Genomic DNA, 20956 nt, shown 5'->3' on the forward strand with positions numbered 1-20956 from the left:
TCCCCTTTCGTGTCCGAGATCGTCGCCAAACGCTCGAACACAAGTAGAATCAACACCGTGCGCCATGTCCACCAAATTTAAACCGGACAGCAGTGGGCTTGACCCGACCATCCATAACTCTTTGAAAAAAAAGGATCCTCGGCTCAAGGCCGAGGATGACCCGAGGAGCGTATACGCCTTGTCATCACGCAGACAGCCCGGTCATCCCGGGCTGTTGTCGTAAGTCGCGATGTCTGATGCGAAGTGATCAGCCCTGGCGGGCGGCCGCGCGGCGGCGCTCCGTGACAGGCTGGTAAGCCAGCTTGGCATGATAGGCGCAATAGGGCGACGTATCGGCGGATTCGCAGCCGCAGAAGTGGAAGTCGTCGGCCATCGGGTCGCCGATCGGCCACTTGCAGGTCCGCTCTGTGAGTTCCGTCAGAAGCAGCTTTCGCGAGATCGGAACAACGACATTGCTGCGCGATACCGGCACCAGCTCGACAGACTGCATCTCATCGTGATCGATCTCTTCCTTCAGCGCAGCAGCGCCATTGGCGCGCGCTGCCGGGCGTGTCGCCGTGGTCGCAACGCGGGACGTAAAGGTGTTTGCGGGACGCTGCGGCGTTGCTGCCGGACGCTTCGGTGTGCGCGCCGGCGCCGTGCTGCCACCGGCCTTGGCGCGGCCAGGAAGGTTCAGCCGGTGAACCTTGCCGATCACGGCGTTTCGGCTGACGCCGCCCAGTTGTGCTGCGATCTGGCTCGCGCTCAATCCTTCAGACCAAAGCCTTTTGAGTTTTTCGACTCGCTCATCAGTCCAGTTCATGCCATCATCTCCGCCGCTCGCATCTGTGATGGCCGAATCCATCACCATTGTTTCGGAGCGATCCGAAACAAAACCCGCCTCGATATTTCAGGTGACTAGTTCCGCCGCATGCAGTCTAGTAATCGGATATTAACCTAGTGTGAGGCTGACTCCCTGACAAGAGTCGCCGGAATCATCGGGAATCGATTTCCGGGTTTTCCCCAACTTGCTGCTTTTCGAATCGGGCATTTTGGGCCATCAAAATCTGCTCAAAGCCATGAAAAACAACAGATCGAGCGCTGTTTTGTTGACAGCCCGCCGCGAAATGGGAATAGTGCATCAGCCGCCGCAAGGGCGGCTTTTTGATTTTTCCGGCCGGCTTGTCCGGTTCAACCTGTGATGATTGCCCAAGGAGTGATGTCGCCATGGCAGAGGCTGCGCTTTTCGACACGTTTTCCCGGGCCCCGCTGCGCTTTGTTCGCGGCGAGGGCGTCTGGCTCGTGACGGAAAGCGGCGAGCGATATCTCGACTTCGGCGCTGGCGTTGCCGTCACATCCTGCGGCCATGCAAATCCCCATCTGGTCGAGGCGTTGAAGTCCCAGGCCGAGAAGGTCTGGCACCTGTCGAACCTCTATGAAATTCCCGAGCAGGAGCGCCTGGCCCGCCGGCTGGTCGATGCTACCTTCGCCGACAAGGTGTTCTTTACCAATTCCGGCGCTGAGGCGCTGGAATGTGCCATCAAGACGGCGCGCCGCTACCATTTCTCCAAGGGCCATCCAGAGAAATTCCATATCATCACTTTCGAAGGCGCCTTTCACGGCCGCACCATCGCCACCATCGCGGCAGGCGGCCAGGAAAAGTATATGGAAGGCTTTGGGCCCAAGGCGCAGGGCTTTGACCAGGTGCCTTTCGGCGATCTCGCTGCGCTGAATGCGGCGATCAACGAAAACACCGGGGCCCTGCTGATCGAGCCGATCCAGGGCGAGGGCGGCATCCGCACCGTGCCCAACGAATTCCTGCGTGAACTGCGCCGCATCTGCGACGAAAAGGGCCTGTTGCTGATCCTTGACGAAGTGCAGTCCGGCGTCGGACGCACCGGCAAGTTCTTCGCCCATGAATGGACCGGCATCACGCCTGATATCATGGCGGTCGCCAAGGGTATCGGCGGGGGCTTCCCCTTCGGCGCGTGCCTCGCCACGGCAGAGGCAGCGTCCGGCATGAAGCCCGGCATCCACGGCACGACCTATGGCGGCAACCCGCTGGCCATGGCATGCGGCAATGCCGTGCTGGATGTCGTGCTGGCGGATGGTTTCCTGCAGAATGTCAGCGACGTGTCGCTCGTCTTCCGCCAGGGCCTAGCAGCCCTCCAGGATCGCTATCCCGAAGTCATCGAGGAAATCCGTGGCGAAGGCCTGATGCTGGGCATCAAGGCCAAGGTGCCGGCGGGAGATCTCGTCGTTGCCATGCGCGATGAACACATCCTCGGCGTGCCCGCGGGCGACAACGTCGTGCGCCTGCTGCCCCCGTTGACGGTGACGGCCGAAGAAGCGCGCGAGGGCCTGCGACGTATCGAGAATGCTGCCGCCAAGCTCAAGGGCGCGGAGCTGAAGAAGTCGGCCTGAGGGCCAGTTTGCAATTGAGGCGACCGCTCGGCGCCTTCGATGGATAGAACCATGGCATCCCCCAAGCACTTCCTTGATCTCTCGGCCATGTCAGCGCCGGACCTTCGCAGGATTCTCGACGATGCGCTCACGCGCAAGACGGCCACCAAAGCCGGCACGGCCGACAAGCCGCTGGCCGGCAAGATGCTGGCGATGATCTTCGAAAAGCCTTCCACCCGCACCCGCGTGTCCTTCGATGTCGGCATGCGCCAGCTGGGCGGCGAAACCCTGTTCCTGTCGGGCACCGAAATGCAGCTCGGCCGGGCTGAGACCATTGGCGACACCGCCAAGGTCCTGTCGCGCTATGTCGATGCCATCATGATCCGCACGACGGACCACACACGCCTCCTGGAGATGGCGGAGCATGCGACAGTGCCGGTCATCAACGCACTGACGGATTCCACCCATCCCTGCCAGATCATGGCCGATATCATGACCTTCGAGGAGCATCGCGGACCGATCAAAGGCAAGACGATTGCCTGGACGGGTGACGGAAACAATGTGCTGCACTCGCTGGTCGAGGGTGCGGCTCGCTTCGGCTATCGCATGAACATGGCCGTGCCGCTGGGCTCGGAGCCGGATGACAAGTATCTGAACTGGGCGCGTAACAACGGCGGCGAGATCATGCTCTGCCATGATGCGGAACGCGCGGTTGCCGGCGCTGATGCCGTGGTCACCGATACCTGGATCTCGATGAACCAGGAGCACAAGGCGCGCGGCCACAATGTCTTCCAGCCCTTCCAGGTCAATGCGCAGCTGATGGCCAAGGCCAAGAACGACGCGCTTTTCCTGCATTGCCTGCCGGCCCATCGCGGGGAAGAGGTTACCGACGAGGTGATCGACGGCCCGCAATCCGTGGTGTTTGACGAGGCGGAAAACCGGCTGCATGCGCAGAAGTCGATCCTCGCCTGGTGCCTCGGCGCGGTGTGACAGCCCGCTGCAGGGTGCCCTGACAGCTTGACCTTTTCGCCAAGTCTCACCATTTGTGGGAGCAACAGGGGTGCCAGCCCCAAAAAGATCGAGCGCTCTGAGCGCCAGGAGTAATCACAATGGCAGACAAGGCCCCGGGGCTTGGCGAATTCGACTTCGCCGGAGACGACAAGGTTGTACCCTTTCAGGTGGAAGGCATGGATGTGCGCGGTCGCGCGGTCCAGCTCGGCCCCCTGGTCAACACGATATTGGCCCGACATGATTATCCCGCGCCCGTCGCCCGGCTTCTGGCCGAGGCGATCGCGCTGACGGTCCTGATCGGCACTTCTCTGAAATTCGAAGGCAAGTTCGTCCTGCAGACCAAGAGCGACGGTCCCGTCGATCTCCTGGTGGTGGATTTTGCCACACCGGAAAACGTGCGGGCCTATGCACGCTTCAATGAGGAGGCGCTGGCCGCAGCCGTTGCCGAAGGGCATATCAGCCCCGAGCAGTTGCTGGGCACGGGCATCCTTGCCTTCACCATCGACCAGGGCAATTTCATGCAGCCCTATCAGGGCATCGTCCCGCTCGACGGCACGTCGCTGGAGGATATCGCCGGCGTCTATTTCCGCCAGTCGGAGCAGATTCCGACGCGTGTGCGCCTGGGTGCGGCCGAGCTTTACGATCGCGATGAAGACGGCAAGCCGCGTCATTCCTGGCGTGCCGGTGGCCTGATCGCCCAGTTCCTGCCGGAGGCGCCGGAGCGCATGCGCCAGCAGGACCTGCATGGCGGCGATGGCGATACGGGCGAGGCGACCCATAGCGAGGATGACGCCTGGACCGAAGCCCGGATGCTGGTGGACACGATCGACGCGGACGAACTGACCGATCCGGCCATTGGCACGGAACGGCTGCTGTTTCGGCTGTTCCACGAGCGCGGCGTCCGGGTCTATCCGCCCCAGGCGGTCTTTGACCGCTGCAGCTGCTCGCGCGACAAGATCAAGGGCGTGCTGCAGGGCTTTTCGAAAGACGAGATCGAGGCGAGCGAGGAAGACGATGCGATTTCCGTCACCTGCGAGTTCTGCTCGACCACCTACAAATATCAGGCCGAGGAAATTCTCGCGGCCTGATCGGTTCCGAGTATCAGTTCAGGATACGGGCGAGGCCGGGTGAATCCAGCGAGAAGGCGGGGATGGCGACGTTGAACACGTGGCCATCGTCGGTCTCCATCTGGTAATGGCCGAACATCATGCCGGATGGCGTGTCTAGCGGGCAGCCGGAAGAATATTCATAGCTGTCGCCGGGCTTCAGGCGGGGTTGCTCCCCGACCACGCCCGGCCCGCTGACCTCGTCCACCTGACCATTCTGGTCCGTGATGTGCCAATAGCGCTGCGTCAGCCGCACCGCGACTTTCGAATGGTTGGCGATGACGATTTTGTAGCCCCAGACATAGCGTCCGTCCTCCGGATCGGATTGCTCCTCCAGATAAAAGGGCTCGACGATGACCTCTATGTCTCGGGTCAATGCGCGATACATGAATCAAGCCTTCTCAACAAACGCCTAAGGCGCGCCATCCCTGTCGGCACCCGCCAATCGCGCATTAGGTCTTTGTTTTATCGCACGCCTTCGTCAAGAAATTCTGTCGTTTCTCAAAGGCGCCGACGCTTCATATTGTATAGGAAAGGCTTTTCGTCAAGAAAAGCGGCAGGAATAGGGGAGCCGCCGACGATTTTGCCGTCGGCGGTTCCTGAAGTCATGACGTGCCGCGAAGCCTCAGCCCTCACTCAGGCCTGGATCGCCTCAAGCGCCCGATCCAGATCCTCGATCAGGTCATCGGTATCCTCGATGCCGCAGGACAGGCGCAGCGTACCACCGGACATGCCCAGTTCCGCACGAGCTTCGTCCGTCAGGTTCTTGTGGGTGGTCGTGGCCGGGTGCGTGATCAGGCTCTTGGCATCGCCCAGATTGTTGGAGATCTTCACCACATCGAGGGCGTTCTGGAAAGCGAATGCAGCCTCCTTGCCGCCCTTCAGCTCAAAGGCGACAAGCGTCGATCCGCCCTTCATCTGGCGGGCCACGATATCGGCCTGCGGGTGGTCGGCACGGCCGGGATAAATCACCTTGGCCACCTTGCCGCTATCGGCCAGGAAGTCGGCGACGCGGGCGGCACTTTTGGTCTGCTGGGCCACCCGCAACGGCAGGGTTTCGATGCCCTTCAGCAGCGTCCAGGCATTGAACGGCGACATGGCCGGGCCGGTATGACGGAAGTAGTCATGCAGGTTTTCGTCGATCCACGCCTTGTCAGACAGAACCACGCCGCCGAGGCAGCGGCCCTGGCCGTCGATGTGCTTGGTCGCGGAATAGACGACGATATGAGCACCCAGTTCCAGCGGCTTCTGGAAGAGCGGCGTGGCGAATACGTTGTCGACCACGACCTTGCCGCCGATCTGGTTGGCAAGCTTGGCGACACCGGCGATATCGACCACCTCGAGCGTCGGATTGGTCGGGCTTTCCAAGAAGAAAACCTTGGTGTTCGGGCGGATCGCCTTTTCCCAGTTCTCCAGATAGCGGCCGTCGACCAGCGTGCATTCGATGCCGTATTTCGGTGCCAGCGTCTCCACTACCCAGCGGCAGGAGCCAAACAGCGCGCGCGCGGCGACGATATGGTCGCCGGCCTTCAACTGGCAGAGAATGGCAGCGGAGACGGCAGCCATGCCCGACGCGGTCGCGCGCGCATCTTCCGCGCCTTCCAGCATGCACATGCGCTTTTCGAACATGTCATTGGTGGGGCTGCCGTAGCGGGCGTAAATGAAGCCGTCGGTCTCGCCCTTGAAGCGCGCTTCAGCGGCTTCCGAATTCTCGTAGACGAAGCCCTGTGTCAGATAGATCGCTTCGGAAGTTTCGCCGTATTGCGAGCGAAGGGTGCCACCATGGACCAATTGGGTTGCCGGGCGCCAGTTCTTGCTCATGCCATCTTGCCTTTCGCAAACAAAAAACCGGTCGCAAAAGCAGACCGGTTTGACAGCAACCCGGTCTTTTTAGCCATTTGTTTAACGTGGCTGCAAGCCGACCGGCCAAATCACCACGGGATAATGCTCCATTACGCTTGTCGCGGCCTTGCGTCAATTCCCGCCATTTGATTTTGTCGGGCCAAACAGGATGGGCGAGATGAGCAGTAAATCGGGCATTTTGGCGGACCGCGCCATCGGAGCGTTGTTCGGTTCGGGACGGCTTTTCAGTCAGGCCATGCTCGATGCGGACCAGATCCAGCCGGCAAGCCTCGACCTCAGGCTCGGCGCCAAAGCCATCCGTGTACGCGCCAGCTTCATGCCGGGCCGCGCCCATACTGTGGCTGAAAAGCTGTCGCGGCTCACGCTGCATGAGATCGATCTGACCCAAGGTGCCGTGCTGGAGACGGGCTGCGTCTACATCGTGCCGCTGATGGAAAGCCTGGATCTGCCGGCCGACATCTCCGCCTCCGCCAATCCGAAGAGCTCGACCGGCCGGCTGGATATCTTCACCCGGGTGATGGTCGATTACGCCCAGGAATTCGACAAGGTTCCGGCGGGCTATCGCGGGCCGCTCTACCTGGAAATCTCGCCCCGCACATTTCCGATCATCGTGCGCCGCGGGTCTCGCCTGTCGCAGATCCGCTTCCGCACCGGCCATGCGGTTCTCGCCGAGGCCGAACTGATGGATCTTCACAAGGCCGAGACGCTGGTGGCGAGTGAAATGCCGAATGTCTCGGGCGGCGGCATTGCGCTGTCGATCGACCTGAAAGGGTCTGGCAGCGATGGGCTGATCGGTTATCGCGGCAAGCACCACACCTCGGTGATCGATGTCGACCGCAAGGCGGCCCATGACGTCCTCGACTTCTGGGAACCGCTCTACAGTCGCGGTCGCGACGAACTGATCCTTGATCCCGACGAGTTCTACATCCTCGTGTCAAACGAGGCCGTGCATGTTCCGCCGCTCTATGCTGCGGAAATGACGCCCTATGATCCGTTGGTAGGTGAGTTCCGCGTGCACTACGCTGGCTTCTTCGATCCCGGTTTCGGCCATGTCGAGGCAGGCGGGGCCGGTAGCAAGGCCGTTCTCGAAGTCCGCAGCCACGAAGTGCCGTTCATCCTGGAGCACGGCCAGGTGATCGGCCGCCTCGTCTACGAGCACATGCAGGAGCGCCCGGAAGGCCTCTACGGCAGTGGCCTTGGCTCCAACTACCAGGCCCAGGGCCTGAAACTCTCAAAGCATTTCCGCCCAGCCTGATCGCAGCGACGTGACCTCAGCGCCATTCTTTGACGCTTGACACACGCCGCGTTCTGTCCGATGCATGCCGTCGCGCGCGGGTGTAGCTCAATGGTAGAGCAGCAGCTTCCCAAGCTGAATACGAGGGTTCGATTCCCTTCACCCGCTCCAATTTTCCTGCATGAAACCGCTATGATAAAAAAGCCCGCCTCGAAATATCGAGGCAGGCTCTGATGTCATACCATGCAGCGGAACGTCACGCTTCCATCGAATAACCGGCGCCCCTGACGGTGCGGATGACGTCCTGCATGTTGGAGAAGTTGAGCGCCTTGCGCAGGCGACCGACATGCACGTCCACGGTGCGCTCGTCCACATAGATGTCGTGGCCCCAGACGCCGTCGAGCAGTTGCGAGCGCGAAAAGACCCGGCCCGGAGAGGACATCAGGAATTCCAGCAGGCGGAACTCGGTCGGTCCGAGCCGCACTTCGCGGCTCTTGCGATGCACCCGATGCGTCTCTCGGTCGAGTTCGATGTCTCCGCAACGCAGGACGCTGGACAGCACTTCGGGGCGGGCACGGCGCAGCATGGCCTTCACGCGTGCCATCAGTTCAGGCGTAGAAAACGGCTTGACGACATAGTCGTCGGCCCCGGTCGCAAGCCCGCGCACCCGTTCGCTTTCCTCGCCGCGTGCCGTCAGCATGATGATCGGCAGGCGCTCGGTTTCCGGACGCATGCGCAGCCGGCGGCACAATTCGATGCCGGAAACGCCGGGCAGCATCCAGTCGAGGATCAGCAGGTCGGGCGTGCGCTCCTGAAGCCGGATCTCGGCTTCGTCACCCCTCAGGATGGTCTCGACTTCATAGCCTTCGGCTTCGAGATTGTAGCGAAGAAGCACGCTCAGTGCTTCCTCGTCTTCTACGACAGCAATTTTCGGCAGCATCTGCTTGGCTATCCCTTCGCACCGCCGGGCCGTTATTCGGCAACGGCTCCAAGATTGGCGGTGGTGTCATCCTTGGGTCGCTCGCCTTCCGGCTGGGCGCCCGTGGCCATGTAGTAGATCGTTTCGGCGATATTGGTGGCATGGTCGCCGATGCGCTCGATGTTCTTGGCGCAGAACAGGAGATGCGTGCAGGTGGTGATGTTGCGCGGATCTTCCATCATGTAGGTCAGGAGTTCGCGGAACAGCGAGGTGTAGATCGCATCGATCTCCTCGTCGCGGTCGCGGATCGACTTGGCCTTTTCCGCCGAGCGTGAGGAATAGACATCCAGCACTTCCTTGAGCTGCAGCAGCGCGAGGTCGGAGAGATGTTCGATGCCGCGGGCGAGCTTGCGCGGAATGCCGGTGCCCTGCACAGCCATCACGCGCTTGGCATTGCTCTTGCCGAGATCGCCGACGCGCTCCAGGTCGCTGGCGATGCGCAGCGCGCCGATGATCTCGCGCAGGTCTGCGGCAACAGGCTGGCGGCGGGCGATGGTGATGATCGCCTTGTCGCCGATTTCGCGTTCCATGGCGTCCATGATCACGTCATCGGAGATGACCTTCTGGGCGAGTGCTGCGTCGGTGCCGACCAGCGCCCGCATGGAGTCGGACACCATCTGTTCGGCCAGGCCGCCCATTTCGGAAATCCGGCGCATCAGATACTTCAGTTCGTCGTCAAAGGCCGACAGGATATGGGAAGAAGACATGTTTTAGCTTCCTGAAAAGAGGGACGACAGCAAATGCGACCGGTCAGCCGAAGCGACCCATGATGTAGTCCTGCGTGCGCTGGTCGTCTGGATTGGTGAACATCTTGTCGGTGTCGTTCTCTTCTACCAGGTGGCCCAGGTGGAACATCGCGGTACGCTGCGAAACGCGCGCCGCCTGCTGCATCGAGTGGGTCACGATGACGATCGTGTAGTTGGTCCGGAGTTCATGGATCAGTTCCTCGACCTTGGCGGTCGCGATCGGGTCGAGTGCCGAGCAGGGCTCGTCCATCAGGATAACCTCGGGGCTGACGGCGACGGCGCGGGCGATGCAGAGGCGCTGCTGCTGACCGCCGGAAAGGCCGGTGCCGGGCGCGTCCAGGCGGTCCTTCACTTCGTTCCAGAGGCCTGCCTTCTGCAGGGCCAAACTCACGATCTCGTCGAGGTCAGCCTTGGTGCGGGCCAGGCCATGAATGCGCGGGCCATAGGCCACGTTTTCATAGATCGACTTCGGGAAGGGGTTCGGCTTCTGGAACACCATGCCGACCTTGGCGCGCAGTTGCACCGGATCGACCTTAGGGTCGTAGATGTTTTCGCCGTCGATCGAGATATGGCCTTCCACGCGGCAGCTCGAAATCGTGTCGTTCATGCGGTTGATGCAGCGCAGGAAGGTCGACTTGCCGCAGCCCGACGGGCCGATGAAGGCGGTCACGGTGCGGGGACGGATCTCGATATTCACATCGATAATGGCGTGTTTGTCGCCATAATAGACCTGAACGTCGCGGGCGGAAATCTTGGTTTCGTTCATTACTGCAGCCTTCGTCGGCGTCATGGACATTGTGCTCGTGGACATATTGTTCATCACTTGGCTCCTTTTACCAGCGACGCTCGAAGCGGCGGCGGAGAATGATTGCAACGAGGTTCATCAGGATCAGGAACACCAGCAGCACGATAATCGCACCGGAGGCCCGTTCCACGAAGGCCGGATCGCCGCGCTGGGTCCAGTTATAGACTTGGACGGGCAGGGCAGACGCCGGGTCGAAAAGCCCGTCCGGAGGTCCGGCCGGATATTCGCGCACGAAGGCCACCATGCCGATCAGGAGCAGCGGGGCGGTTTCGCCGAGCGCACGGGCAAGGCCGATGATTGTGCCGGTCAGGATGCCCGGCATGGCGAGCGGCAGCACGTGGTGGAAGATCGACTGCATCTTCGAGGCGCCGACGCCAAGTGCTGCATCGCGGATCGAAGGCGGCACGGCCTTGAATGCGGCGCGTGTGGCAATGATGATGGTCGGCAGCGTCATCAGGGTCAGCACGAGGCCACCGACGATCGGCGCGGACTGCGGCAGGCCGAAGAAGTTGATCAGCACCGCAAGACCGAGGATACCGAACACGATCGAGGGAACGGCGGCCAGGTTGGCGATGTTGACTTCGATCAGGTCGGTAAAGCGGTTCTGGGGAGCGAACTCCTCCAGGTAGATCGAGGCGGCAACGCCGAGCGGCAGCGACAGGGCAAACACGATCAGCATCATATAGGCCGAGCCGATGATCGCCACGCCGAGACCGGAGGCTTCCGGCCGGGTGTCGGAGGCGTCGGGGGCGGTGAAGAACGACCAGTTGAAGCGGGTCGTCAGGATGCCGGCTTCCTTCAGCTTGTCCGCCAGCATCAACTGTTCAGGCGAGGTATTGCGGTCGAGAGCGGCGCTCTCCATCGTCACCCGACCCTTGTAGTAGCCGTCGATACGGCCTGATGCCAAGAGGTCGAAGCTCTGGGTGGTGCCAATGACCGAGGGATCGGCCAGAACTAGCCGGCGCAGGTCGGCCGGGGATTCCTTGGAGATCAGCTCCGCGGCGGCCTTGGCATTCATGCCCTCTGCCGTCACGCCCTTGGCGGCCATTGCCTCTGCCAGGGACCTTTCGATCAGCGGCACGTATCCGAAGGTCGAGACCTTGGAGATGTTTTCCAGCTTGCGGTCCCCTGCCTTGTCGAGCACGGCGGGATCGAGGAACACATTGAGCGTGATATAGGTCTGGCGGAAGGACGAGACGCCGTTCGACAGAATGGACAGCAGCAAGCCGATCAGGGCGAGAATGCCGATGGCAACGGCGAGCTTGCCCATGAGGCGGAACCTTGCCTCTGCCGCGTTGCGGCGGCGGGTCCGCTCATCCGGCGCCAGCAGCGATTTGCCCTGTAGGCCGGCGACATTGGTGAACACGGAGACGTCGGTCATTCGTACTGCTCCCGGTATTTGCGCACGATGTAGAGGGCCAGCACGTTGAGCCCAAGCGTAATGACGAAGAGGGTGAGGCCGAGCGCGAAGGCGACCAGCGTTTCGGGGCTGGAGAATTCCGTGTCGCCCGTCAGCTGGCTGACGATCTTCACGGTGACCGTCGTCATCGCCTCGAAGGGGTTGAGGTCGAGCTTTGCCGCAGCACCGGCACCCAAAACCACGATCATGGTTTCGCCGATGGCGCGGGAGGCAGCCAGCAGCACGGCACCGACGATGCCGGGCAGGGCGGCCGGCAGGACCACCTGCTTGATGGTCTCCGACTGGGTGGCACCCAGGCCATAGGAGCCGTCACGCAGCGCCTGGGGCACGGCGTTGATGATGTCATCCGACAGCGAGCTGACGAAGGGGATGATCATGATGCCCATGACGAGACCGGCGGTCAGTACCGAGGAGGAGGAGGTCCCGAGGCCGAGCGGCTGGGCCAGCCAGTCGCGCAGGAAGGGGCCGACCGTGATCAGGGCGAACAAACCGTAAACGATCGTCGGAATGCCGGCCAGCACTTCGATGGCCGGCTTGACGATGCTGCGGGTCTTCGGTCCGGCATATTCGGACAGGTAGACCGCGATCATCAGGCCCAGGGGAACAGCGACGATCAAGGAGATCAGCGAGACGTAGAAGGTGCCCCACAGCAGCGGCAGGATGCCGAGGTCCGATCCGCCGCGGAACTGCGGGTTCCAGGTGGTGGACAGGAAGAAATCCTGCCACGGATACATGCCGAAGAACGCGATCGTCTCGAACACCAGCGAGCCGACGATCCCCACCGTCGTCAGGATGGCTACCAGTGAGGACCCCATCAGCACCCACTTCACGAAGCTTTCGCTCATGTTGCGGGCGCGCAGTTCCGGACGGATGCGGCGATATGCAAGCGGACCGAGAACCAGTGCCACTGCAAGCACCGCAATCGTCATCAGAAGATTGCTGGTATTGGCTGCCTGCCGGTAGGCTCTCGCGGCCTCGAAAACCTCGACCGGCACGTCGCCGCCGAGCGCGATCCCAACATCAGCAAGGCGTGCCCGAATATTGTTGAAATCGATACGGCCGTCGTTGAGTTCATCCTCACCGACACCGCCGCGGGCGATCACGGCATCCAGTCCACCGGCAATCCGGCGGACATCGGCCATGACAAGGCTGTGCGCGCCGCCTTCGGGCACGACACTGTCGGGGATCATGCCGCTGATGCGGCCTTCGATGATGCCGGGTTGAATGGAAAGCCAGGCCGTCAGCAGGATCAGCGCCGGCACGGCCGTGAACAGAGCGACCGTCTGGCCATAGTAGCCGGGAAGGGAGTGCAGCTTGACGCCGTTATCCGTCCACAGAGACCGGGCACGCTGTCTGCCCATTATGAAACCAACTGCCGCAAGACCTAAAACAATCAGGATAATGATGCCTACACTCATCTTGCCCGCATCCCCTCAAAACAAATGAAAACTGGCGGCGCGAGGACCGCGCCGCCAGGCATTGGTGATTACTTCTTCAGCGGACCCATCGGGGTGCGGGCCTTGACGGCGGCCTGGGTCTTGGCAAGCTCCGGATCGGAAACAAGGCCGTAGGCTGCGAGCGGGCCGTTCGGGCCGGCCATGTCGTCAGAGACGAAGAACTCAACATATTCCTGCAGGCCGGGGATGACGTCCAGGTGTGCGTTCTTCACGTAGAAGTACAGCGGACGCGAAACCGGATATTCGCCCTTGGCAATGGTCTCGACGGACGGAACGACGCCGTTCATCGTGCCGACGCGCAGCTTGTCGGTGTTGTTCTGGTAGAAGGACAGGCCGAAGACGCCGATGCCGTTCTTGTTGGCAGCAACGCGGGCGAGCGTTTCGGTGTAGTCGCCGTCGATGTCGACAGAGACGCCATCGGTGCGCAGCTGCATGCAAGCCTTGGTGGCAGCAGCCTTGTCGCCGTTTGCAGCGGCCATATGGGCTTCATGTGCGCCGTTCTTGGCGCAACCAGCTTCGATGACCTTCTGGTCGAAGACTTCGCGGGTGCCGTGCTTGGTGCCCGGGATGAAGGCGAGGATCGGCTGGGCCGGCAGGTCGGCGCGGATTTCGTTCCAGGCCTTGTACGGGTTGTCGATCAGCTTGCCATCCTTCAGGACCTTGGCAGCCAGAGCATTGTGCCAGTCCGAGGGGGTGAAGGCATATTCGGGGCCGCTGATGTCCGAAGCGAAGACGATGCCGTCATAGCCGATACGGACTTCCTGGATGTCCTTGACGCCATTGGTGGCGCAGAGGTCGATGTCAGCCTGGCTGATGCGCGAGGAAGAGTTCGCGATGTCGATGGTGTTTTCGCCCACGCCCTCGCAGAGCTTCTTGCGGCCGGCGCCAGAACCGCCGGACTCAACGACCGGGGTCGCGAAATCGGTGTTTTCGCCGAAGGCTTCAGCGACGATCGAGGCATAGGGCAGCACGGTGGAGGAGCCTGCGATCTGGATCTGGTCGCGGGCAACAGCGGCGCCGGTGAAGGCAACAGAGGCCACGAGGGCGGCTGCCGCGATTTTCAAAACGTTCATTTGGATTCTCCCGTTGATGGGCTCGTGTAACGATGCGACCGCAGACCCTGTCCGCCGCCTCATCCGAGCGACATCTCGTTCTTAGCCGCTCTAGCACTGTGCTTTTATGTCAGATCGATGAAACATTTGTGACAGATGAAAGTCATTTAAATCAATGACATAGATCAGGACCGTAATCCCGGATGGCACTTTTATGTCAAAAACGGACTGTAAACTCCGTTCCCTTGCCCTGCTCGGACCGCACAAGCAGGCGTGCCCGGTGCCGGGTCAGGATATGCTTGACGATCGCCAGGCCGAGCCCGGTGCCCTTTTTCGAGCGGCTGTCGGTCACGCTGACCCGGTAGAAGCGTTCGGTCAGCCGCGGCACATGCTCGGCGGGAATGCCGGGGCCGTAATCCAACACGCGCACCTCGGTCGCTCTGTCGGCGCCGCTGTCGATATAGACATCGACGGCCTTTCCTTCCTGGCCATATTTGCAGGCATTCTCGATCAGGTTCTCGAACACCTGCACCAGTTCGTCCCGCTCGCCCACCACATCCACCCGTCCTTCGGGCAGGTGCAGGCGCATCTCGACATCGAGCTCGCGCGCCAGCGGCGCCAGCGAATCCCGGACATGGCCGATCAGCGGCACGAGATCGACAAGCTGGTCCGGCGCGATGTGGGATCGCGTCTCCAGCCGCGAAAGCGACAAGAGGTCATCGACTAAGCGGCTCATCCGGTTCGCCTGGTCCAGCATGATCGCCAGGAAGCGCTCCTGCGCTTTGGGGTCGGAGCGCGCCGGCCCCTGCATAGTTTCGATGAAGCCACGCAACGAGGCGAGTGGCGTGCGCAGCTCATGGCTGGCATTGGCCACGAAATCGGAGCGCATGCGGTCAATGCGGCGCAGTTCCGAGATGTCCTTGAACGAGAGAAGATAGAAGCGCCCCGCCGCCTCCAGGTCAGGCCCGAGATTGAGTGGCGCCGACCGCACGATAAACACCCGTTCGGATGGCAGCCGCTCCGAATGCTCGATCTGGTTCGGCTCGTCGGTGGCAATGGTCTCGCGGATCATGTCGAGAATACCGGGGGAGCGCCAGCGGGCCGAGACATGCGAGCCGGCCTCAATGGCGCCGAAGGCCCGTTCCGCCGCCCGGTTCTGCATCACGACATTGGCATCCGCAGTAAAGGCGACGACCGGCAGGTCAAGGGCCCCAAGCGTGGCGGTGAGCACCGGGCGAACCGCATCCGTCGGAAAACCGGCGGCCGCCTGCGAAGGAGTTTCCAGCTTCACGGGACGCGGCGGCGTATACCTGCGGCGGGCCAGCACCAGCAGGAGCGCCACGCCGCAGAAGGCGACAAATAGTACGCTGTCGGCACCCCCCAGGAGGGCAGCCGTGGCGAAGGCGGCAAGCAGCCCCAGGGCCAGCGGCCAGCCCATGCGTGCCCGTGCCTCCAGCCGCCGCCAGAATGTCATCTTGCTCTTCACCGCGTCCTCGCCAACTCTCGCCCCCGCGCGCAATCTTTGCCTCTTAGCCGCATTTCATGACAGATATATTCCCGCTGATCCATCTTGCCGGTGGATAAACTCCCCGGCATCGCCAGCCCGTGGATATCAGCAGGTGCTTGAATTCATCTGCAGTTTTATGTTCTCTGCGGTGCGGGCGCTTGCCACCGCAACAACAGAAGGATGGGAACATGGCCGATACGCCTGAAGATCGCAGCGTCGAGATCGAGATAGGCGGCCAGAAGCGCCGTTTCGACATCGACGACCCCAAGCTGCCGGCCTGGATCGATGACAAGGCGCTGGAATCAGGCGATTTTCCCTATCCTGACAAGCTGAAGTCGGATGATTATGAAAAGCAGTTGGAGCAGTTGCAGATCGAGCTGGTGAAGGTACAGTTCTGGCTGCAGGCGACCGGCAAGCGGGTGATGGCGCTGTTCGAAGGGCGCGATGCGGCCGGCAAGGGCGGCACCATCCATGCCACGCTGGCCTATATGAACCCGCGCAGCGCCCGCGTCGTCGCCTTGACCAAGCCGACGGAGACCGAGCGCGGCCAATGGTATTTCCAGCGCTACATCAACCATTTCCCGGCAGCCGGCGAATTCGTTCTGTTCGACCGCTCCTGGTATAACCGCGCCGGTGTGGAGCCGGTCATGGGCTTCTGCACACCGGAACAATATAGCCAGTTCCTGCGGCAGGTTCCGGATTTCGAAAAGCTTATCGTCGACGACGGCATCTACTTCTTCAAGTTCTGGCTGGATATCGGTCGCGAGATGCAGCTGGAGCGGTTCCATGACCGGCGGCACGATCCGCTGAAGGTGTGGAAACTGTCACCCATGGATATCGCCGCGCTCAATAAGTGGGACGATTATACCGAGAAGCGTGACCGCATGTTCGACAAGACCCATACCGATCATGCGCCGTGGACGGTGGTTCGTGCCAATGACAAGCGCCGTGCCCGCCTCAACGTCATCAGGCACATGCTCCGTGCGCTGGATTACGAGGGCAAGGACGAGAAGGTCATCGGCAAGACCGACGACAAGATCCTCGGCAAAGGCCCGAAGATCCTCAAGAGATAACCCATCTTCCGAGGTTCGACTGCCCGGGCGGTGAGACGTCTCACTGACCCGGTAGGATGCGGACGGAATAAAGATTGACCGGGTGCCCGGCACCCGCGACATCACCATTGATGATCAGCTTGCCCGGATTGGCCGGCGCCATGGCCTGGTCGAAGCCGACGCGCAGCAGCACATCCGATTTTTCCGGATTGACAGTGAAGCGGTGCCGCGCGCACTTGCCCAGGAGGTTCAGGTCGCAATCGACCGAAATCTGCACCGGCTTGTCGCCTGCGGCCTGCATGGTCAGCGCGATCGTGGAGGTCTTGCCCGCCATTTCCCGCATGACGCTGACGGGGACGGCGATCTCGATCTCGCCACCGGCATCGCGGCTGCGGGAGGTGATGCGAACCGCATTGCCATCGCTCGCCGCCACCGTTTCGACCGAGGCATTCGCCCGTGCGCGGATTTCCGAGGCCTGTGCCGGTTCGAACACCGGAACCCAGTCGGCCGAGAAATTTTGCTGCGGATCGAGCGGCGTGACCGCCGGCCCCTCGCTGAAGTCCTCTGCCTCGGCGCGCGGCGGTGGATTGGGCACGCTGGTATCGCGTTCCTCCGCCGTCATCGTCAGGCCGGTGCTGTAGACCCACCAGGCACCGGTGCCGATCGCCGCCAGAAAGGTGAGCAGGATGAATAGTCGCGAGAACCACCGCCGGCGCGGCTTACGCTGGCGAACAACCTTTTCCGGCCTGATGTCGAGTGGCGTATCGGTCTCTTTGGCGGCCTTGCCGCTGCCCGCTGGCTGCGCCACCGGGCGCTCGTTGCCGGTCAGCCAGTCGTCCCGTTCGGCGCGCATCGACCCAAGGCCGGCATCCGCCGGGGATGCGTTGGCCGGTGCTCCGCCACGCTCGGCCCGCAAACCGCCCAGTTCTGCCGCCGGCTCGGTTGGTGCGGATCGCCGTGGCGGCGCCACCTCGGCCGGGATATCCATCGCCGGCTCCCGGCGTTCGCCGCGCATATCGAGCGACAGATCGGATGAGGACATGGCGGCAGCGGCGGCGAGGTCCGCCCGTTCCTGCTGTTCGATCGAATGGATCAGCACTTCAAGCCGGTGCCGCTGTTCGGCCAGGATTTGCGGATCGTTGATGTTCTGCTTGCGCAGGCCGGTTTCCAGGGCCTGCCGTGCGGATTGATAGATGCGCGCCCGCATCTCCGCATTCGTGCGGTCGGAGCGCGCAAGCGCGCTTTTTATGGCGGTTTCCAATCCGTTCACGTCAGGTCCTTCACCTCGCCGCTGCAGCTTCGGCTTGTCGCCGGCCGTTGCGCCGGTTGCATGGCACCACTCTTCAGCTTCCGCAGCCGAGACATCGCGTCGATACCGATGTCTATTGGATTCGGTAGCCGGTCACCTGTCAAATCGCAAGAGGTCGCGGCGGCCAGGGCCGCGAATACCACGGGATTACGGCGGCGCAACAACGGGATGTAAGCACCCTCGGTCGGAAATGCCGCTCCGCCCTCTTTTCCTTCGCCGAAGCTTCTGCTAGGATTTTGACGTTTCCGTAAACGTCAAAAAAATGAGGTTTCCAATGGCTCTGCCGCCGGTCCTGACGAACAATCTTCGGCTGCCCGTGGTGGCATCCCCGCTGTTCATCATTTCCCATCCCGCGCTCACACTTGCGCAATGCAAGGCAGGTGTCGTCGGCTCCTTCCCGGCCTTGAATGCCCGCCCGGAAAGCCAGCTGGATGAATGGCTGGCCATGATCACCGAAGACCTCGCTGCCCACAACGCCGCCAATCCCGATTGTCCGGCAGCCCCCTTCGCCGTCAACCAGATCGTGCACACCTCCAACAAGCGGCTGGAGCACGATCTCATGATGTGCGTCAAATACAAGGTGCCGATCGTCATTTCGTCGCTCGGCGCCGTGCCGGAGGTCAATGCCGCCGTGCATTCCTATGGCGGCATCGTGCTGCATGATGTCATCAACAACCGCCACGCCAATTCCGCCATCCGCAAGGGCGCCGATGGCCTCATCGCGGTCGCGACAGGCGCAGGCGGCCATGCCGGCACGCTGTCGCCCTTCGCATTGGTGCAGGAAATCCGCGAATGGTTCGACGGTCCGCTGCTGCTGGCCGGCGCCATCGCAACAGGCGGCGGCATCCTCGCCGCGCAGGCCATGGGGGCCGACATGGCCTATATCGGATCGCCTTTCATCGCCACCGACGAGGCGCGGGCAACGGACGAATACAAGCAGGCCATCGTTGCCGCCCATGCCAATGACATCGTCTATTCCAACTTCTTCACCGGCATTCACGGCAATTACCTGAAGTCCTCGATCGTAGCCGCCGGCATGGATCCGGACAATCTTCCGGTCGCTGATCCCTCCAAGATGGATTTCGACAAGGCCACGACGGGCGCCAAGGCCTGGAAGGATATCTGGGGTGCGGGGCAGGGCGTCGGCGCCGTCAAGTCGGTGGGTCCCGTTTCTGTCCTGGTTGACCGCCTGGAGGCCGAATATAAGAGCGCAAAAAAGGCGATTTGCGGCTAAGGCCCATCCTGATAGAGCAATGATGCACCTCACGGGATCGCGTCAGCCAGGAGCTTTGTCGGTATCATGCGCCATTTCAGCCTCGTCGTGTCGTTCGTCCTTGCCGCCTCGGCGGCGCCCCTCCTGGCCCAGGATGGCGCGTTCAAGGAATTCAAGTCATGGCAGGTCAATTGCAGCCAGACCCGCGCCTGCGACATGCGTCAGTTCATGGCGGGCAGCGCCATCAGCGGCTTTGAGCTGAAGCGAAGCGCCAAGCCGCAGGCGCCCGTTTCTTTCGCGGTCTCCATGTCGGAGGGAGTGCTCGGGGAGGCGACCGGCGATCTCGGCGCCAGCTTGTCGGTTGATGGCAGCGCTGCCGTGCAGGTTGGCGCTGCCGGTATCGCGCTTGGCGAAGGCGGTTGGTCGGCGACGCTCTCAGGCGATTTCATCGGAAACGGCTTGGTGACCGCCATCCGCAACGGCACGAAGCTTCAGGTCGAGCTGTTTCGCGGCAAGACCAGGGTCAAGGGCGAGATCCAGCTTGCGGGAGCCGCCGCCAGCCTGCTGTTCATTGATGAATTCCAGAACCGCGTCGGCCATACCGATGCCCTCACGGCCAAGGGCAACAAGCCGCCGAACCCGGAGCCTGAACTCAGCGACATGGCATCCCTAGCAGATTTCCCGCAAGAGATACAGGCGGCCTTCAAGGATGATGGCCTGTGTGCGGAGACCGACGAGTCCATGCTTGAAGGCAATGCCCTGGCGCATAGGCTGGACAAGGACCGAACGCTCTATGTCACGCCCTGCGGCATGGGCGGACCCTATAACCTGCCTTATGCCGTGTTCCTCGAAAGCTTTGGTTCCATCAAGCCCCTGGTCTTTCCGACCATGGCAGAGGGTGGCCCGAGCACGATGGAGGTTGCCTACAATCTGGCCTATGACGACAAGGCAGGCACATTCGCGGCATTTTTCAAGGGTCGCGGCATCGGCGATTGCGGCACCTACAGCACTTGGAAACTCTCCACCGGCGCTGCCGATACCTCCCTGGTTCTGACCGAGGAAAGGGTGCGCGACTGCCCGGAAGAGGTGGACGAGAATGCGTCAACCGATATCGAGAACTGGCCGCAGGTCTGGCCCCGCGAGTAATCCGCGATGGAAAATATCCTTCCGGCGCATAAATCCGTCTTGAAATCACCGGGCAATGCCTGTATCAGCCCACATCACTCGCGGCGGGCACGCCCGCTTCGCAGAGGCCGCTTTAGCTCAGGTGGTAGAGCACATCATTCGTAATGATGGGGTCGCAGGTTCGAGTCCTGCAAGCGGCACCATTTTTCCCGAGCAATGCCCGACATCAACCTACGCTAGCTCGTGGCATTGTCGCAGAGGTCGCCATTCCATGGCAGGCCGTTGGCGCCGATCTGCACGCCCCATTGCCCGTCGAAGCCGCCGAAGTCCGGATCGAAGGTAATAGTCAGCCAACCCACCCCGAATTTGTCGGCCCAGACAAGCGTCTTGGTCATGCTGATCGTCGGCGTCACTTCGGTGAGCGTCCCCTTGATCCATTCTCCCCGGTCACGGAACTGGTAGGTGCCAGCGAGCTTGCCATCGGGTTGCAGGTCGAGATGGGTTTCCACGGGCACGATCTCGCCGCCGGATATCGCCTGCCCGCAAAACCGCCCGCTGCCATTGCCCGGCGGGGTGTCCTCCGCGCCGGCCGTGCCCATGCTTGCGAGCATCGCGACCACGCCGACTGCCATCGATTTCCAGGATTTCCTGCATGCCATCAAGCCGAAATCTCTCCCCCGCAACCTTGTCAAAAC

General features: G+C 61.9%; 20 protein-coding genes, 2 tRNA genes and 1 riboswitch. Of the genes, 9 read left to right on the plus strand and 13 right to left on the minus strand.

Going from position 1 to position 20956, the window contains the following annotated elements; genetic code table 11:
• Positions 1-247 precede the first annotated feature (247 nt).
• Together B9A97_RS27230 and B9A97_RS29605 are read right to left on the minus strand one after the other, a co-directional pair.
• Positions 248-802, minus strand: a complete 555-nt coding sequence (locus B9A97_RS27230; protein ID WP_084369011.1) for a GcrA family cell cycle regulator — start codon at positions 800-802, stop codon at positions 248-250.
• A 172-nt stretch (positions 803-974) separates the two neighbouring features.
• Positions 975-1208: a hypothetical protein gene (locus tag B9A97_RS29605; protein ID WP_143530742.1), complete on the minus strand. Its 234-nt coding sequence runs from the start codon at positions 1206-1208 to the stop codon at positions 975-977.
• On the opposite strand from B9A97_RS29605, the gene B9A97_RS27235 reads away from it, so the two are divergent.
• From B9A97_RS27235 to B9A97_RS27245, 3 genes are all read left to right on the plus strand, one after another.
• Positions 1207-2403, plus strand: coding sequence for an aspartate aminotransferase family protein (locus B9A97_RS27235; protein WP_084368984.1), 1197 nt, complete (start codon positions 1207-1209; stop codon positions 2401-2403). The two genes, B9A97_RS29605 and B9A97_RS27235, sit on opposite strands and share 2 nt — an antisense overlap.
• Before the next feature lie 51 nt (positions 2404-2454).
• Positions 2455-3372, plus strand: a complete 918-nt coding sequence (gene argF, locus B9A97_RS27240; RefSeq protein ID WP_084368985.1) for an ornithine carbamoyltransferase — start codon at positions 2455-2457, stop codon at positions 3370-3372.
• Positions 3373-3491: 119 nt separating this feature from the next.
• The gene (locus B9A97_RS27245; protein WP_084368986.1) at positions 3492-4481 is read left to right on the plus strand and encodes an Hsp33 family molecular chaperone; all 990 of its coding nucleotides are present in this window, start codon (positions 3492-3494) and stop codon (positions 4479-4481) included.
• A gap of 13 nt (positions 4482-4494) precedes the next feature.
• Here the strand turns inward: B9A97_RS27245 and apaG are convergent, their stop codons facing one another.
• Positions 4495-4887, minus strand: coding sequence for a Co2+/Mg2+ efflux protein ApaG (gene apaG, locus B9A97_RS27250; protein ID WP_084368987.1), 393 nt, complete (start codon positions 4885-4887; stop codon positions 4495-4497).
• A 248-nt stretch (positions 4888-5135) separates the two neighbouring features.
• Entirely contained in the window at positions 5136-6320 is a 1185-nt protein-coding gene (locus B9A97_RS27255) for an O-succinylhomoserine sulfhydrylase (RefSeq protein WP_084368988.1), read from the minus strand.
• Between the two features lie 48 nt (positions 6321-6368).
• A riboswitch (SAM riboswitch) is annotated at positions 6369-6447 on the minus strand.
• A 72-nt stretch (positions 6448-6519) separates the two neighbouring features.
• Between B9A97_RS27255 and B9A97_RS27260 the strand changes: the two genes are divergently transcribed.
• Together B9A97_RS27260 and B9A97_RS27265 are read left to right on the plus strand one after the other, a co-directional pair.
• Positions 6520-7617: a 2'-deoxycytidine 5'-triphosphate deaminase gene (locus tag B9A97_RS27260; protein ID WP_084368989.1), complete on the plus strand. Its 1098-nt coding sequence runs from the start codon at positions 6520-6522 to the stop codon at positions 7615-7617.
• Positions 7618-7693: 76 nt separating this feature from the next.
• Positions 7694-7767: transfer RNA gene (locus B9A97_RS27265), tRNA-Gly, on the plus strand.
• A gap of 85 nt (positions 7768-7852) precedes the next feature.
• Here the strand turns inward: B9A97_RS27265 and phoB are convergent.
• From phoB to phoR, 7 genes are all read right to left on the minus strand, one after another.
• Positions 7853-8536, minus strand: a complete 684-nt coding sequence (phoB, locus tag B9A97_RS27270) for a phosphate regulon transcriptional regulator PhoB (protein WP_084368990.1) — start codon at positions 8534-8536, stop codon at positions 7853-7855.
• A 32-nt stretch (positions 8537-8568) separates the two neighbouring features.
• A complete protein-coding gene (gene phoU, locus B9A97_RS27275) occupies positions 8569-9282 on the minus strand; it encodes a phosphate signaling complex protein PhoU (RefSeq protein ID WP_084368991.1) in 714 nt (237 codons plus the stop codon).
• 43 nt (positions 9283-9325) lie between these two features.
• On the minus strand, positions 9326-10117 hold the full coding sequence (gene pstB, locus B9A97_RS27280) for a phosphate ABC transporter ATP-binding protein PstB (RefSeq protein ID WP_244564379.1): 792 nt from the start codon (positions 10115-10117) through the stop codon (positions 9326-9328).
• A gap of 37 nt (positions 10118-10154) precedes the next feature.
• Positions 10155-11507, minus strand: coding sequence for a phosphate ABC transporter permease PstA (pstA, locus tag B9A97_RS27285; RefSeq protein WP_084368993.1), 1353 nt, complete (start codon positions 11505-11507; stop codon positions 10155-10157).
• Complete coding sequence (gene pstC, locus B9A97_RS27290; RefSeq protein WP_084368994.1) at positions 11504-12964, minus strand: phosphate ABC transporter permease subunit PstC; 1461 nt, start codon at positions 12962-12964, stop codon at positions 11504-11506. Before pstC ends, pstA begins: the two co-directional genes overlap by 4 nt.
• Positions 12965-13032: 68 nt before the next feature.
• On the minus strand, positions 13033-14076 hold the full coding sequence (locus B9A97_RS27295) for a substrate-binding domain-containing protein (RefSeq protein WP_084368995.1): 1044 nt from the start codon (positions 14074-14076) through the stop codon (positions 13033-13035).
• A 196-nt stretch (positions 14077-14272) separates the two neighbouring features.
• Positions 14273-15529: a phosphate regulon sensor histidine kinase PhoR gene (gene phoR, locus B9A97_RS27300; RefSeq protein WP_348532430.1), complete on the minus strand. Its 1257-nt coding sequence runs from the start codon at positions 15527-15529 to the stop codon at positions 14273-14275.
• A 221-nt stretch (positions 15530-15750) separates the two neighbouring features.
• Here phoR and ppk2 point away from each other — a divergent pair, with 221 nt between their 5' ends.
• The gene (gene ppk2 / locus B9A97_RS27305; protein WP_084368996.1) at positions 15751-16635 is read left to right on the plus strand and encodes a polyphosphate kinase 2; all 885 of its coding nucleotides are present in this window, start codon (positions 15751-15753) and stop codon (positions 16633-16635) included.
• Between the two features lie 40 nt (positions 16636-16675).
• Here ppk2 and B9A97_RS27310 read toward each other — a convergent pair whose 3' ends face one another.
• The gene (locus B9A97_RS27310; RefSeq protein ID WP_084368997.1) at positions 16676-17884 is read right to left on the minus strand and encodes a RodZ family helix-turn-helix domain-containing protein; all 1209 of its coding nucleotides are present in this window, start codon (positions 17882-17884) and stop codon (positions 16676-16678) included.
• Positions 17885-18197: 313 nt separating this feature from the next.
• On the opposite strand from B9A97_RS27310, the gene B9A97_RS27315 reads away from it, so the two are divergent.
• The 3 genes from B9A97_RS27315 to B9A97_RS27325 all read left to right on the plus strand — a co-directional run bounded on the left by B9A97_RS27315 (position 18198) and on the right by B9A97_RS27325 (position 20464).
• Complete coding sequence (locus tag B9A97_RS27315) at positions 18198-19157, plus strand: NAD(P)H-dependent flavin oxidoreductase (RefSeq protein ID WP_084368998.1); 960 nt, start codon at positions 18198-18200, stop codon at positions 19155-19157.
• A gap of 66 nt (positions 19158-19223) precedes the next feature.
• Positions 19224-20282 carry a DUF1176 domain-containing protein gene (locus B9A97_RS27320; protein WP_084368999.1) on the plus strand — a complete coding sequence of 353 codons (1059 nt, stop codon included), beginning with the start codon at positions 19224-19226 and terminating at the stop codon, positions 20280-20282.
• A gap of 106 nt (positions 20283-20388) precedes the next feature.
• Positions 20389-20464, plus strand: a tRNA-Thr gene (locus B9A97_RS27325).
• A 33-nt stretch (positions 20465-20497) separates the two neighbouring features.
• On the opposite strand, the gene B9A97_RS27330 is transcribed toward B9A97_RS27325, so the two are convergent.
• Positions 20498-20920: a hypothetical protein gene (locus tag B9A97_RS27330; protein ID WP_143530743.1), complete on the minus strand. Its 423-nt coding sequence runs from the start codon at positions 20918-20920 to the stop codon at positions 20498-20500.
• Between the last annotated feature and the right edge of the window lie 36 nt (positions 20921-20956).

The organism is Rhizobium sp. RU36D, from assembly GCF_900176345.1.
In the GTDB taxonomy this organism is placed as follows: domain Bacteria; phylum Pseudomonadota; class Alphaproteobacteria; order Rhizobiales; family Rhizobiaceae; genus Allorhizobium.